Genomic DNA, 14,936 nt, shown 5'->3' with positions numbered 1-14,936 from the left:
GCGCCGCGGAGCCCCCGCGGACGGCCGCCGGGGGAACATCACACCGGCGCGGATCGTTGCATTGGAAGCCGACGGGTATACCGGAAGGATCAGGGATCCGCGCAGGCTGCGCCCCCGCCCCGCCCGGTGTACCGTCGGTGTCCCGGGCCTGCACCGGGGAAGCCACCCGGCGGGGCCGGTCGCCTCGGCGGGCATGGGGCTCCGGCGAGGGTCCGCCGCACGCATGGAGCCGGATCACAGTGGCGTCCGTCCGGCGGGACGGGCGAGGATCGCAATAGGAGGGACGGGCCCCGGAGGGGTTACCGGATAAATGGACGTGAAACGCTACTTTCGCGGGCCGCTGCTGTGGATCCTGCTGTTGGGCCTCTTGGTCGCCATGGTCATGTGGGGGATGAACCCCGGCCGCTCGTACGAGAAGACCGACACCTCCAAGGTGGTCCAGGAGATCGCCGCCGGCCAGGTCCGCTCCGCCAAGATCATTGACAAGGACCAGCGGATCGAGGTCACCCTCAACAACGGCAAGCACCAGCAGGCCAGCTGGGTGGACGGCCAGGGGCTGAAGCTGCAGGAGCAGCTCCAGCAGCAGGCCCAGGCCGGCAAGCTGCCCGGGGGTTACAACGTCGAGGTCCCCAAGCAGAGCTTCTTCCTCAACCTGCTGTTCAGCCTGCTGCCCATCGTGGTCATCGTGCTGATCTTCCTGTTCATCATGAACCAGATGCAGGGCGGCGGCTCGCGGGTGATGAACTTCGGCAAGTCCAAGGCCAAGCTGATCACCAAGGACACGCCGAAGACCACGTTCGCGGACGTGGCCGGGGCCGACGAGGCCCTGGAGGAGCTCGAGGAGATCAAGGACTTCCTGCAGAACCCGGCCAAGTTCCAGTCGATCGGCGCCAAGATCCCCAAGGGCGTGCTGCTGTACGGCCCGCCCGGCACCGGCAAGACCCTGCTGGCGCGCGCCGTGGCCGGCGAGGCCGGCGTGCCCTTCTACTCGATCTCCGGTTCCGACTTCGTCGAGATGTTCGTCGGCGTCGGCGCCTCCCGGGTGCGCGACCTGTTCGAGCAGGCCAAGGCCAACGCTCCGTCGATCATCTTCATCGACGAGATCGACGCCGTCGGCCGGCACCGCGGCGCGGGCCTGGGCGGCGGCCACGACGAGCGCGAGCAGACCCTCAACCAGCTGCTGGTCGAGATGGACGGGTTCGACGTCAAGGGCGGCGTCATCCTGATCGCCGCCACCAACCGGCCCGACATCCTCGACCCGGCGCTGCTGCGTCCCGGCCGTTTCGACCGGCAGGTCACCGTGGACCGTCCCGACCTGGAGGGCCGCAAGGGCATCCTGCGGGTGCACGGCCGCGGCAAGCCGTTCGCGCCCGACGTCGACCTGGACGTCATCGCCCGGCGCACCCCCGGCTTCACCGGCGCCGACCTGGCCAATGTGATCAACGAGGCGGCGCTGCTGACCGCGCGGTTCGACCGCAAGCTGATCGACATGGAGACCCTGGAGGAGGCCATCGACCGGGTCATGGCCGGCCCGGAGCGCAAGACCAGGGTCATGTCCGAGAAGGAAAAGAAGATCATCGCCTACCACGAGGGCGGACACGCGCTGGTGGCGCACGCGCTGCCGAACGCCGACCCCGTGCACAAGGTGACGATCCTGCCGCGCGGCCGCGCCCTCGGCTACACCATGACCCTCCCGATGGAGGACAAGTTCCTGACCACCCGGTCGGAGATGACCGACCAGCTGGCCATGCTGCTGGGCGGCCGCACCGCCGAGGAGCTGGTGTTCCACGAGCCGACCACCGGCGCGGCCAACGACATCGAGAAGGCCACCGCGATCGCCCGCAACATGGTGACCGAGTACGGCATGAGCGAGCGTCTGGGCGCCCGCAAGTTCGGCACCGGCGCGGGCGAGGTGTTCCTCGGCCGCGACGTCGGCCACGAGCGCGACTACTCCGAGGACATCGCCTCGGCGATCGACGACGAGGTCCGCCGCTACATCGAGGCCGCGCACGACACCGCCTGGGAGATCCTGGTCGAGTACCGCGACGTCCTCGACGAGCTGGTGCTGCAGCTGATGGAGAAGGAGACCCTCTCCAAGGAGCAGGTGCTGGAGATCTTCGCGCCGATCCGCAAGCGGCCGCACCAGAACTCCTACACCGGCTACGGCAAGCGGCTGCCCTCCGACCGGCCCCCGGTCCTGACGCCCAAGGAGCTGGCCCTGCTCGGCCCGCAGGACGTCGCCGACCTCACCAAGAACAACGGCCAGGGATCGGGCCAGACGGAGCCCACGTCCGACCACCCGTCCTCCGGCGAGAGCTGATCGACTTGTCCGAACGGTACGACGACGACGCTTTTCGGGACCCGGCGGCCGGCCTGGCCGCCGGGTCCACCGGCGTTTCCGGTGACCCCGCCGGCGAGTCCGGCGCCGAGCCCGCTGTCGAAGGCGAGCCCGGCGCGGTGAGCGGTGCCCCGTCCTCCGGCGAGCCCGCCGAGTCCGGCCTGGTGGTGCCGGGCGGCGGCGAGCGCGTCTTCGACCACGCGCGCATCGAACGCGCCGTCCGCGAGATCCTCATCGCCATCGGCGAGGACCCCGACCGCGACGGCCTGCGGGAGACCCCCGCCCGCGTCGCCCGCGCCTACGCCGAGCAGTTCGCCGGTCTCCGCCAGAACCCCGAGGACGCCCTGAACAAGGTCTTCGAGGCCGACCACGACGAGATGGTCCTGGTCAAGGACATCGAGGTCTACTCGATGTGCGAGCACCATCTCACGCCGTTCCACGGGCTGGCGCACGTCGGCTACACGCCCAACGAGAAGGGGCACATCACCGGCCTGTCGAAGCTGGCGCGGCTGGTGGACGTGTACGCCCGGCGGCCGCAGGTGCAGGAACGGCTGACCAGCCAGATCGCCGACGCGCTCATGCGGATCCTGGAGCCGCGCGGGGTGATCGTGGTGATCGAGGCCGAGCACCTGTGCATGACCATGCGGGGCGTGCGCAAGCCGGGCGCCAAGACGGTGACCTCGGCCGTGCGCGGCGCATTCCGCGACCGTCCCGAAACCCGCGCCGAGGCCATGGGGCTGATCCTCGGCGGCTGACCCGACGCTGTTGGCGGGCCTTCGCCGTGCTGGCGGGGCCGTATCGGCTGATGGGCATTCCGAGACGCGTGGGGCCGCTTCTCGGCGGTTGATTCGATGCCGTGGGGGGCCTTATCGCGATGGCGGGGTGTCCGGTGCCTGCTCCTGGCCGTCCTTGACCGCGTCCGCCGAGGCGGTGGCGCCCACGACAGCGGTGCCGAGTTCGATCCGCGCCGCATCCTGATCACGATCAGCTCGGCGGCCACCTCACGTTTTCGCGGGTGATGTACGAGGAGTCGGCGGAAGGGCTTGTGGGTGTTCCGGGATTACTGGGCGAGGGTCGGCGGCTGAAACGATGTTGTTGGCGGGGCTTTGCCGCTGGTTCGTCGGTGGGAGGACCGGGGGCGGCGTTGGCCAGGGGCGGTGGACCGGGGTGGCACGATCAAGGCATAGGGTTGGAACATGAGCGCCGCCGCCGTTCCCGGGCTGCCCACGCCAGGGCGCTGCCTCGTCATGGGCGTGGTCAACGTGACGCCCGACTCCTTCTCCGACGGCGGCGCCTGGTTCGACGCCGACAAGGCGATCCGGCACGGGCTGGACCTCGTCGCCGAGGGGGCCGACCTGATCGACGTGGGCGGCGAGTCGACCCGTCCCGGGGCGCAGCGGGTGTCGCGCGAGGAGGAGCTGCGCCGGGTCGTCCCCGTGATCGAGGCGCTGGCGGCCGAGGGGGTGCCGGTCAGCGTCGACACCATGCGCGCCGAGGTGGCCGAGGCCGCGGTGGCGGCCGGTGCCCGGCTGGTCAACGACGTCAGCGGCGGCCTCGCCGACCCGGACATGCCGCGCGCGGTGGCGGCGGCGGGCGTGCCGTACGTGGTGATGCACTGGCGCGGGCACAGCCACGACATGCAGACGCGGGCCGTGTACGGCGACGTGGTCCGGGAGGTCCGCGACGAGCTGCTGAGCCGGGTGGACGCGGTGCTGGAGGAGGGCGTCGACCCGGCCATGATCGTGCTGGATCCGGGGCTGGGGTTCGCCAAGCACGCCGAGCACAACTGGTCGCTGCTGGCTCATCTGGACGTCCTGCGCGACACCGGCTACCCGGTGCTGGTGGGCGCCTCCCGCAAGCGCTTCCTGGGGCGGCTCCTGGCGGGCCCGGACGGGACGCCGCGTCCGTTCGCCGATTGCGACGACGCCACCGTGGCGGTGTCCTCCCTGGTCGCTGCGGCGGGCGCCTGGTGCGTACGGGTCCACCGCGTGCGCCCCAACGCCGATGCCGTCCGGGTGGCGGCCGCGCTGCGCACCGCCGCGGGCGAGATCGCGCGGCCCGGGGGCGACGGGGGGTTGTCGGGCGGCGGCGATGGCGTGCAGGGTGGCAGGCGATGAGCCGTGCTGTGGACCGTGACCAGCTGGTCGAAGCCAACGCCGAGTTCTACGCGGCGTTCGAGGCGGGCGACCTGGACCGGATGTCGGCGGTGTGGGCGGACGGGCCGTACGCGTCCGGTGTGACGTGCGTGCATCCGGGCTGGACCCGGCTGCGCGGGCGGGACGAGGTGCTGCGGTCATGGGCGCTGATCATGGCGAACACCGAGTACATCCAGTTCGTCCTGACCGATGTCGAGGCCGACGTTTACGGCGAACAGGCCGTGGTGACGTGCAAGGAGAACGTCCTGACCGCCGAGCAGGGCGGCGAGAGCGGAATCCTGGCCGCGGGCAGCATCGTCGCGACGAACGTGTTCGTCCGCGTCGGCGGGAACTGGCGGCTGCTGGTCCACCACGGGTCCCCGATTCTGAACGACGCAGAGGAGCAATGAGCTGGATCGGATAGAGCTGCGCGGGCTGCGCGCCCGGGGGCGGCACGGCGCGCTGCCCGCCGAGCGCGAACTGGGCCAGGAGTTCGTGGTGGACGTCGCGCTGGGTCTGGACACCCGCCCGGCGGCGGCCGAGGATGACCTGTCCCGTACCGTCGACTACGGATCTCTCGCCGACCGGCTGGTCGCCGTCGTGGAGGGCGAGCCCGTGGCCCTCATCGAGACGCTGGCCGACCGGCTGGCGGGGGTCTGCCTGCAGGAACGGGCGGTGTCCGAGGTGGAGGTCACCGTCCACAAGCCGCACGCCCCGGTGCCGCACCCCTTCACGGACGTGGCCGTGAGGATCAGGAGGAGTCGTCCATGACAGCGTCCGAGCGTATGCCCGACCGCACCGCGACCGGCGGCCACATGCTGGTCGCCCATCGCGTCGTGTTCTCGCTGGGCAGCAATCTCGGCGACCGGCTGGACAACATTCAGGAGGCCGTCGACGCGCTGTTCGACGCGCCCGGCCTGGACTTCGTGGCGCTCTCCCCGGTTTACGAGACCGCCCCCTACGCCCCGCCCGGCGAGACCCTCCCCGAGCAGGGCGACTACCTGAACATCGTGCTGGTGGCCGACACCCGGCTGCCACCGGAGAACCTGCTGGAGCGGGTCCTCAACATCGAGAACTCGATGCGGCGCACCCGCGAGGTCCGCTGGGGCCCGCGCACGCTGGACATCGACATCGTCATGTTCGGCAACATCACCTCCGACGACCCCGACCTGACACTGCCGCACCCGCGCGCGCACGAGCGGGCGTTCGTGCTCGTGCCGTGGGCCGACATCGAACCGGACGTGCTGCTGCCCGGGCACGGGCGCGTGGGCGATCTGGCCGAGGCCAAACGGGCCGAGAACGAGGCCGCGGTGCGGCGCCGTGACGATCTGAGCCTGCAGCCGCCTGCATGAGACCTTCCCGTCCGACGTTCCTGCTCGCCCTGGTGGTCGTCATCGGACTGATCACCTGGGCGGTGCTGGAGACCGCGTACGTGTCGCTGCCGCCGCTGCCGTGGACGGCGGTGCCGACCCTGCTGCTGCTCGCGCTGGGCGAGGCGTTCACGGGCGTGAACGTCCTGCGCCGCATCCGCCGGCGGCCGGGGACCAAGCCGGTGGAGCCGCTGGTCGTCGCCCGGATGGCGGTCCTTGGCAAGGCCAGCGCGCACGCCGCGGCCGTGCTGGCGGGGGTGTTCGCCGGGTTCGCGGCCGCGCTGTCGGGGTCGCTGGACAAGCAGACTCCGCGCGAGGACTTCATCGTCAGCACCGCCACCTTCGTGGCCGCCGCGATCCTGGTGGGCGCGGCGTACTTCCTGGAGTACGCCTGCCGCGTCCCCAAGGGCCCGGACGAGGAGCAGCAGGACCGGGGCGCCACCCGGGCCTGAGCCGGCTGAGGCCCGGGCGGCCCCGGCCGCGTCGGGCGCCGGGGACCGCGCCGCCTACTTGTCGATGTCGCCGACGACGAAGAACATCGAGCCCAGGATGGCGATCATGTCGGCGACCAGGTTGCCGGGCAGCAGCTCCGACAGCACCTGGACGTTGTTGTACGAGGCCGACCGCAGCTTCAGCCGCCACGGGGTCTTCTCGCCGCGCGAGACGAGGTAGTAGCCGTTGATGCCGAGGGGGTTCTCCGTCCAGGCGTAGGTGTGGCCCTCGGGGATCTTCAGCACCTTCGGCAGGCGCTGGTTGATCGGGCCGGGCGGCAGCTCGGCCAGGCGGTCCAGGCAGGCGTCGGCCAGGTCCAGCGAGGCGTACACCTGGTCGAGCAGGCACTCGAACCGGGCCAGGCAGTCGCCCTCGGTGCGGGTGACGACGCGCACGTCCAGGTCGCCGTAGGCCAGGTACGGCTCGTCGCGGCGCAGGTCGAAGTCGACGCCGCTGGCGCGGGCGATGGGGCCGGACACCCCGTACTGCAGGATCTGCTCGCGGGTCAGGACGCCGACGCCGCGGGTGCGGGCCCGGAAGATCTCGTTGTCCAGGATCAGGTCGGCGATGTCGGACATGCCCGCCCGCACGTCGGCGATGGCGCGCCGGGTGCGGGCCGTCCATCCGGCGGGCAGCTCCTCCTTCAGCCCGCCCACCCGGTTGAACATGTAGTGCATGCGGCCGCCGGAGACCTCCTCCATGACCCGCTGGAGCTGCTCGCGCTCGCGGAAGGCGTAGAAGATCGGCGTCATCGCGCCGACCTCCAGCGGGTAGGAGCCCAGGAACATCAGGTGGTTGAGCACCCGGTTCAGCTCGGCCAGCAGGGTGCGCGCCCACACCGCGCGCGGCGGCGCCTCCATGCCGAGCATCCGCTCGACGGCCAGTACCACGCCCAGCTCGTTGGCGAACGCCGACAGCCAGTCGTGCCGGTTGGCCAGCACGATGATCTGCCGGAAGTCGCGGACCTCGAACAGCTTCTCCGCGCCCCGGTGCATGTAGCCGATGATCGGCTCGGCGGCGGTGATGCGTTCGCCGTCCAGCGTCAGCCGCAGCCGCAGCACGCCGTGCGTGGACGGGTGCTGCGGGCCGATGTTGAGGATCATGTCCTCGGTGGCCAGCTCCTTGGCCCCCGCGCCGATCCCGACGATGCGTTCCGTGGTCATCCGCTTCGCCACCGTTCACCTGCGGGTGCGATGCTCATCTGCACATCGTGCCACGCTTCGGGCTCGCGGTATTCCGGCGGTTTCCGGTTGACTAGGACGCAATGAATCCCAGCCATGAGCAATACCCGCCCCCGCAGGCGGCGCCGGGGCGGCCTCCGGGCTCCCCCCAGCCGGGCGTCGCGCCCGCCGTGAACGCGGCCCCGGGGCAGGGCGCGGCGTACGGTGCGGCCCCCAACGCGGGCGCACCGAGCCCAGGGGTGCCGACCGCGGGCGGCCCCACTCCGGGTGCACCGACTCCCGGTGCGCCCGTGGGGGCGCCGCAGTATCCGGCGGGGCAGGCGTTCGAGCCCGGCGGCGGGCTGGCGTGGGCGGGGATCTCCAAGCGGTACACCTGGCATCGGCGGATCGCGGCGACGCTGTGGGCGGTGCCGATCGCGGCGCTCGGGGCGTTCCTGGTGTCCCGCGGCGGCGGAGCGCTGGGGGCGGCCCTGTGGGGGGCCGCCGCGCTGGTCTCGCTGGTGCTGGCGTGGATCGTGGCCGAGCTGGCCTACCGGTCCTGGGGGTACGCCGAACGCGGCGACGACCTTCTCGTCATGCACGGCGTGTTCGTCAAGCGCCTGGTGGTGGTGCCGTACGGGCGGATGCAGTTCGTGGACGTGACGGCCGGGCTGCTGGAGCAGTGGATGGGCATCGCCACCGTCCGCATGCACACCGCGGCCGCCGCGACGGACGCGGTGATCCCCGGTCTGCCGGCCGCCGAGGCGGCCTCCCTGCGCGACCGTCTGGCGCGTAAGGGCGAGGAACGGAGCATGGGCCTTTGAACGGCCTTCCCCAGCCTCCGGCGCCGTACGGAGGGCCGTATCGCGCCCCCGGGGCTTATGGGCCTCCCGCGCCCCCGGGGCCGTACCGGGTGCCGCCCGGGTACCCGGCCGGACGTCCGTATCCGCCGGTGCCGGGCCCGCACGGGCCGTTCTACGGGCAGGCCCCTCCGCCGGTGCGGTTCTCGGAGGGCGTGCACCGGCTGCACTGGGCGACCGGGCCGTTGCGGACGTTCGTCATTCTCGCCGTCTACTTCGTGCTGCTGGGCCTGCCGTTGCTGCTGGCCCGGGACGACGACGGCGTCGTCCTCGCCATCACCCCCGAGACGGTGGCGCGGTTCCTCGTCGTCACCATTCCCATGACGGGCATCGCCGTGGGCGTGGGGCTGTGGACGTGGCTGGCCCTGAGGTTCCGCGTGGACGGCGACGACCTGGTGGTGGAGACGGGGCTGCTGCGCAAGCGCACCCGGCGTATCCCGCTGTCGCGCGTCCAGGCCATCGACGTGGTGCGCCCCCTGGTGACGCGCCTGTTCGCCTTGGCCGAGGTACGGGTGGAGTTGGCCGGAGGCGAGCAGAGCGAGATCGCCCTGCGTTACCTGGGGCGCAACACCGCGCAGCAGTTGCGCGCGGAGTTGCTGGCGCGCGCGGCGGGTCTTCCCGGCCACACCCCGGAAGCACCGGAACGACCGCTGTGGCGGGTCTCGGGCGGGGCGCTGTTCGGGTCGCTGGTGTTGCGGCTGCCGGTCCTGGGCACGGCCCTGCTGCTGCTCGTGTCGCTGGTGCTGCTCCTGCTGTACGCGGAGCTGGGCATGCTGGCCGTGGCCATTCCGGCGTTGCTCGGCCTGGTGCGCGCCGTGATCGCACCCTTGGTGATGTACAGCGCCTTCACCGTGGCGACGTCCCCGGACGGGATACGGCTGCGCTACGGGCTCCTGGAGACCCGCATGCAGACCGTCCCCCCGGGGCGGGTGCAGGCCATCAGCATCGTGGAGCCGTCCCTGTGGCGGCCCTTCGGGTGGGCGCGGCTCGACGTGACCGTGGCCGGGTACGCGGGGGAGCGCCAGGCGCTGTCGTCCGTGCTGGTGCCCGTGGCGCCCCGGCAGGTGGCGGTGCACCTGGTGGGGCAGGTGTTCCCGGGGGCGAACGTGGACGCCATCCAGCTGCTGCCCGCCTCGTCCAAGGGCCTTGCGAGCGGGACGGCCGGCGCCGGTACCGACGACCACGTGTTCGTGACCCGGCACGGCCTGCTCTGCCGCCGCACGGACGTGATCGCGCACGCGCGGGCGCAGAGCGTGCGGCTGACGGTGAATCCGCTGCAGCGCCTGCTCGGGCTGGCCACCGTCCACATCGACGCGCCGCCGGGCCCGGTGCGGGTCGCCGCGGCCGACCGCGACCTCGGCGAGGCCCGCGCCATCGTCGAGTCGACGGCGCGGCGCGCCCAGGCGGCGCGGGCCGTCGACGGCGACCCCGGCCGCTGGGCCGCCCGCTGACCCGGCTCCGGGAGCTGAAGGAGCGGCCTGTGCTCGGCGTGCGGCCCGGCCTCGATGCGCGTGGCCGGTTCCATCCTGCCCGGCGCCCGGCGCAACCGGCCGACGCGGTGGCGTCTCCCGCTCTAGTGGGGTTTGTGCATGTTGAGGGCTTAGAGTCCGGAGTATGAGCCTCCGGGGTATGAGCGAAGCCTCCGCGGCGGAGCGGGAGTACGATCCGTGGTCGCCCGAGTTCGTGGCCGATCCGTATCCGGTGTACGCGCGGCTGCGCGCCGAGCGGCCCGTCTTCTACCACGAGCCCACGAATCAGTGGGTGGTCACCCGGCACGCGGACGTGGACGCGCTGCTGCGCGACCGGCGCCTGGGCCGGTCCTACCTGCACGTCGCCACGCACGAGGAGTTCGGCCGCGAACCCGAGCCGGAGTTCCTCAAGCCGTTCTGGGACCTGATCCGCGCCGGGATGCTGGACGTGGAGCCGCCCGTGCACACCAGGCTGCGGCGGCTGGTGTCCAAGGCGTTCACCGCGCGGATGGTGGAGGGGCTGCGGCCCATGATCCGCGGGCTGGCCGAGGAGCTGGCCGGGGCGCTGGTCGCCAAGGGCGGCGGCGACCTGCTGGCCGAGGTCGCCGAGCCGCTGCCGGTCACCGTGATCGCCGAGATGCTGGGCGTGCCCGCGTCCGACCGCGGCCTGCTGCGGCCCTGGTCGGCCGACATCTGCGGGATGTACGAGCTGAACCCGTCGCCGCAGGCGCAGCGCACGGCGGTGCGCGCGGCCGTGGAGTTCTCCGACTACCTGCGCGGCCTGGCCCGCGAGCGGCGGGCCGCGCCCCGCGACGACCTGATCAGCGCGCTGGCCCAGGTGGTGGACGGGGGCGACCGGCTCACCGAGGACGAGCTGGTCGGCACCTGCGTGCTGCTGCTCAACGCCGGGCACGAGGCGACGGTGAACGCCACCGGCAACGCCTGGTGGGCGCTGTTCCGCAACCCCGGTGAGCTGGAGCGGCTGCGGGCCGACCACTCGCTGGTGCCGTCGGCCGTCGAGGAGCTGCTGCGCTACGACACCCCGGCGCCGATGTTCGAGCGGTGGGTGCTGGAGGACATCCAGGTGGCGGGCGTCGACATCCCGCGCGGCGCCGAGGTGGCGCTGCAGTTCGCCTCCGCCAACCGGGACGAGGCCGTGTTCCCCGAGCCGGACCGCCTCGACCTGGGGCGCGCCCCCAATCCGCACATCACGTTCGGGCTGGGCATCCACTACTGCCTGGGCGCCCCGCTGGGCCGCATCGAGCTGGCCGAGTCGTTCGGCGCGCTGCTGCGGCTCGCCCCGCGCATGCGGCTGGTGGACGAGCCCGAGTGGAAGCCCGGGTTCGTCCTGCGCGGCCTGCGGGCGCTGAACGTCGAGATCTGAAGCGTCCGGAACCTAATAGACGGACACCCGCGCGGCCAGGGACGCCGGCATGTCGATGCCCACGGTCTGGGCGAGCCACCCGAAGCTCCCCAGCCCGTCGGGGTCGATGAGCTCGGCGTCCTCACCGGCCGCGCACAGGGCCGCGACATACCCCCGCGGGTCGCTGCGCGCCATCTCCACGGGGGGACGCTCGCCCGTCAGGCCGAGGGCGCGCAGGGCCTCGCGCTGGGTGGTCAGCAGCGAGACGGTCGCCCCGGCCTCCTCGCCGGCCGACGTGCACGCGTCCAACGCCACATGGGCCGTGACGTCGCACGAACCGTCGGGCACGGCGGGGACGGCCGCGCCGTCGCGGTAGCCGGTCAGCGTCCCGTAGACGGGACGGGACGCCCGGGTGTGGGAGTAGTCCACCGCCACGGCCAGGCCCCGGCGCAGCCGCCTGATGACCGACGCCCACGCGGTGCAGCGCGGATGGCCCACCTCCGCGCGGTCGCCGGGTTCGCGCAGCGGCCACCAGCGCGCCAGCCAGCGGCGGTCCTCGGCGGACGGCTCCGGGCCGGGGCGCTCCTCGCCGGTGGCGGGGTCCACCAGCACCGTGCGCGGCCCGGCGGCGGTCTGCTCGACCACGTCGAGCGGCACGTTGTCCAGCCACTCGTTGGCGATGACCATCCCGGTGACGGCGTCCGGCAGGCCGCCGCGCCAGCGGATCCGCTCGGGCAGCCCGGGCGGGCGCGGCGCGATCTCCACCGCGATGGGCGCCAGCCGCGCGCCGAGACGGGGGTCGACGGCGTCGAGGATGCCCGCCAGCAGCCGTCCGGATCCGGCGCCCACGTCGACCAGGTCGACGCGGGGCGGATGGCCCAGCGCGGCGTCCACCTCGCCCAGCAGCCGGGCCATGGCCTCGGCGAACCGGGGCGAGGCGTGCACGGAGGTGCGGAAATGGTCTCCGGGGTTCTCCCCGCGCCGGTAGAACCCGTCCCGTCCGTACAGCGCCTGCTCCATCGCCGTGCGCCACGTCACCCACGCCGCCGCCACACCTCGACGTTACCGGCTGGCGGCGCACCGCGAGCGGAGGACGACGGCCACCGGGCGCGCCCGCCGACAAGGTCCCTACGAGGTTCCTTCCTGGGGGGTAGGCGGGTCCGACCGCAGGCTGATCCCGGGTGACGTGCGCGTACCTAGGGTGGACGGCATGGTCGGCAGAGCCTGGGACTGGGTACGGCGCAAACGCCCCCTCGTGGACTGCTTCTTCGCCTCGCCGTGGCTGCTGGTGACGGCCCCCGGGATCTACGGCGGGAAGGGCCACATCGGCCCCTGGGAGGGCGCGGCGCTGATCGCCGGGCTGCTCGGTCCGATGGCGCTGCGCCGCACGCTGCCGCGCACGACGTTCGCCGCGGTGGCGCTGGTGTCGTTCGTGCAGTGGGCGGCGGGCCTGGACGTCGTCCCGGCGAACGGTGCGGTGCTGATGGGGCTGTACACCGTCGCGGCGGGGCCGTCGTTCCGGTGGGGGCTGGCCGCGCTGGCCGTGACGGTGGTGGGCGCGGCGATGGCGACGGCGCGGTACATCTCCGACGTCGACCAGTTCAAGTACGCCTTCCTGATGCTGGCGGGCATGGCGCTGGGCGTGTGGCTGCTGGGGCTGCACATGCGCACGCGCCGCCAGTACCTGCGGTCCCTGGAGGAGCGGGCCGAACGGCTGGAACGCGAACGCGAGACCGAGGTGCGGATCGCCATGGCCGCCGAACGGGCCCGCATCGCGCGCGAGCTGCACGACGTGGTGGCGCACAACGTCAGCGTGATCGTCGTGCAGGCGGACGGCGCCTGGTACGCCCTGGAGGGCGACCCGGCCCGGGCGCGGCGCGCGCTGGAGGCGATCTCGACGACGGGGCGGCAGGCGCTGACCGAGATGCGGCGGCTGCTGGGCGTGCTGCGCGAGGGCGCCGAGGAGGCGCCGTCCCGGGCGGCCGCGTCGGAACCGGCCGAGGGCGCGTTCGCGCCGCAGCCCGGGGTGGACCAGCTCGCCGACCTGGTGGAGAAGGTGCGCGCGGCCGGGCTGCCGGTGGAGTTCGACAGCGAGGGGACGCCGCCGGAGATGTCGCAGGGCCGGGAGCTGACCGTCTTCCGGATCGTCCAGGAGGCGCTGACCAATACCCTCAAGCACGGCGGCCCGCACGCCACCGCCCGGGTCCGGCTCCGCTACGGCGCCGACGCGCTGGACATCGAGGTGGCCGACGACGGGCGCGGCGCAGCGGCGGCCGACGACGGCCGCGGGCACGGCCTGGCCGGGATGCGCGAGCGCGTCGCCGTGTACGGGGGGCACGTGCGCGCCGGGCCGCGGCCGGGCGGCGGTTTCGAGGTGGTCGCGAGGATTCCGTTGCGCGAGGAGGTCAGGACGTGAGCGAGCCGCGGTGGGCCGGGGACGGGCCCGACGGCGAGCGGCCGGTGCGGGTGCTGCTGGTGGACGACCAGGAGCTGGTGCGGGCGGGCTTTTCGATGGTGCTGGACGCCCAGCCCGACATCGAGGTCGTCGGGGAGGCCGGGGACGGCGCGCAGGCCCTGGAGCGGCTGCGGGCCACGCGCGCCGACGTGGTGCTCATGGACGTGCGGATGCCGCGCATGGACGGCATCGAGGCGACCCGGCGGATCGTGTCCGGCGCGTACCCGGGTCCGCCCAAGGTGATCATCCTGACCACGTTCGACCTGGACGAGTACGCCTTCGCCGCGATCAAGGCGGGGGCCGGGGGGTTCCTGCTCAAGGACGCCGGGCCGGCGCAGCTGATCGAGGCGATCCGGGCGGTGCACTCGGGCGACGCGGTGGTGGCGCCCAGCACGACCCGGCGGCTGCTGGACCGGTTCGCCGTGCACCTGCCGGACGCCGAGCGCAAGGCGGTGGGGGCGCTGGACGCGCTGACCGAGCGCGAGCGCGAGGTGCTGCTGCTGGTGGCGCGCGGGCTGTCCAACGCCGAGATCGCCGGGCGGCTGTACGTGTCGGAGGCGACCGTCAAGACGCATATGGGGCGGATCCTGACCAAGCTGGGGCTGCGGGACCGGGTCCAGGCGGTGGTGTTCGCGTACGAGACGGGGCTGGTCAAAAGCGGGCAGAACAGTCACGGTGAGTAATGAAAACCTTGCGCTGAGGTGACTTTTTGCGACCGGAGTTGCCGTTCGCTTTCCGTTACCAGTGAGTAGCTGAATAACTACCGGTGGTTACCTCACCGAGGTGACGCGCACATGCGACTGGCGGGGTCCGTCCGGGCCCCGACAAATCGGGAGGATTCTCGTGCTCAAGAAGCTCGCCGCCACCGGCGTCCTCGGTTTCGCCGTCTCCGGTGCCGCGCTGCTGGCTGCGGCGCCCGCCCACGCCGACATCGTCACCAGCGGCGTCGGCGGGGTGCTCTCCGGCAACCAGATCCCCGTCACGGCCAACGTGCCGGTCAGCGCCTGCGGCAACTCCGTGCAGGCGCTGACCGCCCTCGGCCTCGCCGGCGCTGGCTGCACGGGCGGTGCCGCGGTGACCAACCCGCGGCCGTACGGCTACTGATCCGCCGGCGCTGATCGGCGCGGTGCGACCCCGGGGGCACCGCCGCTGATCGGCGCAGGGCGGGCGACGAGAGCGCCGGAGACCGACCAGGTCTCCGGCGCTCTGTCGTGTGCGCCTCGTGGTGTGCCCTGTCGTGTGTGCCCTGTCGTGTGTGCCCTGTCGTGTGTGCCCTGTCGTGTGTGCCCTGTCG

Annotated in this window: 15 protein-coding genes; 13 read left to right on the top strand and 2 right to left on the bottom strand. The window is 72.7% G+C overall.

The features are described 5' to 3' along the window. Positions 1–310: 310 nt before the first annotated feature. The 7 genes from ftsH (at position 311) to ABD879_RS05600 (ending at position 6,295) form a co-directional block, all read left to right on the top strand. A complete protein-coding gene (gene ftsH, locus ABD879_RS05630) occupies positions 311–2,320 on the top strand; it encodes an ATP-dependent zinc metalloprotease FtsH (protein ID WP_345018092.1) in 2,010 nt (669 codons plus the stop codon). Positions 2,321–2,499: 179 nt separating this feature from the next. Continuing rightward, a complete protein-coding gene (gene folE / locus ABD879_RS05625) occupies positions 2,500–3,093 on the top strand; it encodes a GTP cyclohydrolase I FolE (RefSeq protein ID WP_345018190.1) in 594 nt (197 codons plus the stop codon). Positions 3,094–3,534: 441 nt separating this feature from the next. Beyond that, on the top strand, positions 3,535–4,455 hold the full coding sequence (gene folP / locus ABD879_RS05620; protein WP_451916739.1) for a dihydropteroate synthase: 921 nt from the start codon (positions 3,535–3,537) through the stop codon (positions 4,453–4,455). Beyond that, positions 4,452–4,883, top strand: a complete 432-nt coding sequence (locus tag ABD879_RS05615) for a nuclear transport factor 2 family protein (RefSeq protein WP_345018090.1) — start codon at positions 4,452–4,454, stop codon at positions 4,881–4,883. The genes folP and ABD879_RS05615 overlap by 4 nt, the downstream gene beginning before the upstream one ends. Position 4,884: 1 nt before the next feature. Next, a complete protein-coding gene (gene folB, locus ABD879_RS05610; RefSeq protein WP_345018186.1) occupies positions 4,885–5,244 on the top strand; it encodes a dihydroneopterin aldolase in 360 nt (119 codons plus the stop codon). Continuing rightward, positions 5,241–5,825, top strand: coding sequence for a 2-amino-4-hydroxy-6-hydroxymethyldihydropteridine diphosphokinase (gene folK, locus ABD879_RS05605; protein WP_345018088.1), 585 nt, complete (start codon positions 5,241–5,243; stop codon positions 5,823–5,825). Before folB ends, folK begins: the two co-directional genes overlap by 4 nt. Further along, positions 5,822–6,295, top strand: a complete 474-nt coding sequence (locus ABD879_RS05600; protein WP_345018086.1) for a DUF3180 domain-containing protein — start codon at positions 5,822–5,824, stop codon at positions 6,293–6,295. The genes folK and ABD879_RS05600 overlap by 4 nt, the downstream gene beginning before the upstream one ends. A 54-nt stretch (positions 6,296–6,349) precedes the next feature. Here the strand turns inward: ABD879_RS05600 and ABD879_RS05595 are convergent, their stop codons facing one another. After that, positions 6,350–7,498, bottom strand: coding sequence for an NADH-quinone oxidoreductase subunit D (locus tag ABD879_RS05595; protein ID WP_345018083.1), 1,149 nt, complete (start codon positions 7,496–7,498; stop codon positions 6,350–6,352). Between the two features lie 308 nt (positions 7,499–7,806). On the opposite strand from ABD879_RS05595, the gene ABD879_RS05590 reads away from it, so the two are divergent. The 3 genes from ABD879_RS05590 (at position 7,807) to ABD879_RS05580 (ending at position 11,208) form a co-directional block, all read left to right on the top strand. Beyond that, positions 7,807–8,319, top strand: coding sequence for a PH domain-containing protein (locus tag ABD879_RS05590; protein ID WP_345018081.1), 513 nt, complete (start codon positions 7,807–7,809; stop codon positions 8,317–8,319). A 128-nt stretch (positions 8,320–8,447) separates the two neighbouring features. Further along, complete coding sequence (locus ABD879_RS05585; RefSeq protein WP_345018079.1) at positions 8,448–9,806, top strand: PH domain-containing protein; 1,359 nt, start codon at positions 8,448–8,450, stop codon at positions 9,804–9,806. Between the two features lie 178 nt (positions 9,807–9,984). Continuing rightward, positions 9,985–11,208: a cytochrome P450 gene (locus ABD879_RS05580; RefSeq protein WP_345018077.1), complete on the top strand. Its 1,224-nt coding sequence runs from the start codon at positions 9,985–9,987 to the stop codon at positions 11,206–11,208. 12 nt (positions 11,209–11,220) lie between these two features. Here the strand turns inward: ABD879_RS05580 and ABD879_RS05575 are convergent, their stop codons facing one another. Beyond that, on the bottom strand, positions 11,221–12,240 hold the full coding sequence (locus ABD879_RS05575; RefSeq protein WP_345018076.1) for an SAM-dependent methyltransferase: 1,020 nt from the start codon (positions 12,238–12,240) through the stop codon (positions 11,221–11,223). 157 nt (positions 12,241–12,397) lie between these two features. Here ABD879_RS05575 and ABD879_RS05570 point away from each other — a divergent pair, with 157 nt between their 5' ends. The 3 genes from ABD879_RS05570 (at position 12,398) to ABD879_RS05560 (ending at position 14,746) form a co-directional block, all read left to right on the top strand. Then, on the top strand, positions 12,398–13,603 hold the full coding sequence (locus tag ABD879_RS05570; protein WP_345018074.1) for a sensor histidine kinase: 1,206 nt from the start codon (positions 12,398–12,400) through the stop codon (positions 13,601–13,603). Continuing rightward, on the top strand, positions 13,600–14,325 hold the full coding sequence (locus tag ABD879_RS05565) for a response regulator transcription factor (RefSeq protein ID WP_345018072.1): 726 nt from the start codon (positions 13,600–13,602) through the stop codon (positions 14,323–14,325). Before ABD879_RS05570 ends, ABD879_RS05565 begins: the two co-directional genes overlap by 4 nt. Positions 14,326–14,485: 160 nt before the next feature. Continuing rightward, positions 14,486–14,746: a chaplin family protein gene (locus ABD879_RS05560; RefSeq protein WP_345018070.1), complete on the top strand. Its 261-nt coding sequence runs from the start codon at positions 14,486–14,488 to the stop codon at positions 14,744–14,746. Positions 14,747–14,936: the final 190 nt, after the last annotated feature.

This window comes from Actinomadura keratinilytica, assembly GCF_039539665.1.
Taxonomy (GTDB): domain Bacteria; phylum Actinomycetota; class Actinomycetes; order Streptosporangiales; family Streptosporangiaceae; genus Spirillospora; species Spirillospora keratinilytica.
Note: the sequence above shows the minus strand (reverse complement) of the source record. Positions and strands in the feature narration are given on the sequence as shown.

Bases quoted from the DNA above. Each gene is read 5' to 3' on its own strand.
- folK (WP_345018088.1), top strand. From the start codon at position 5,241: ATGACAGCGTCCGAGCGTATGCCCGACCGCACCGCGACCGGCGGCCAC.
- ABD879_RS05595 (WP_345018083.1), bottom strand. From the start codon at position 7,498: ATGACCACGGAACGCATCGTCGGGATCGGCGCGGGGGCCAAGGAGCTG.
- ABD879_RS05570 (WP_345018074.1), top strand. From the start codon at position 12,398: ATGGTCGGCAGAGCCTGGGACTGGGTACGGCGCAAACGCCCCCTCGTG.
- ABD879_RS05615 (WP_345018090.1), top strand. From the start codon at position 4,452: ATGAGCCGTGCTGTGGACCGTGACCAGCTGGTCGAAGCCAACGCCGAG.
- folP (WP_451916739.1), top strand. From the start codon at position 3,535: ATGAGCGCCGCCGCCGTTCCCGGGCTGCCCACGCCAGGGCGCTGCCTC.
- ftsH (WP_345018092.1), top strand. From the start codon at position 311: ATGGACGTGAAACGCTACTTTCGCGGGCCGCTGCTGTGGATCCTGCTG.
- ABD879_RS05580 (WP_345018077.1), top strand. From the start codon at position 9,985: ATGAGCGAAGCCTCCGCGGCGGAGCGGGAGTACGATCCGTGGTCGCCC.
- ABD879_RS05600 (WP_345018086.1), top strand. From the start codon at position 5,822: ATGAGACCTTCCCGTCCGACGTTCCTGCTCGCCCTGGTGGTCGTCATC.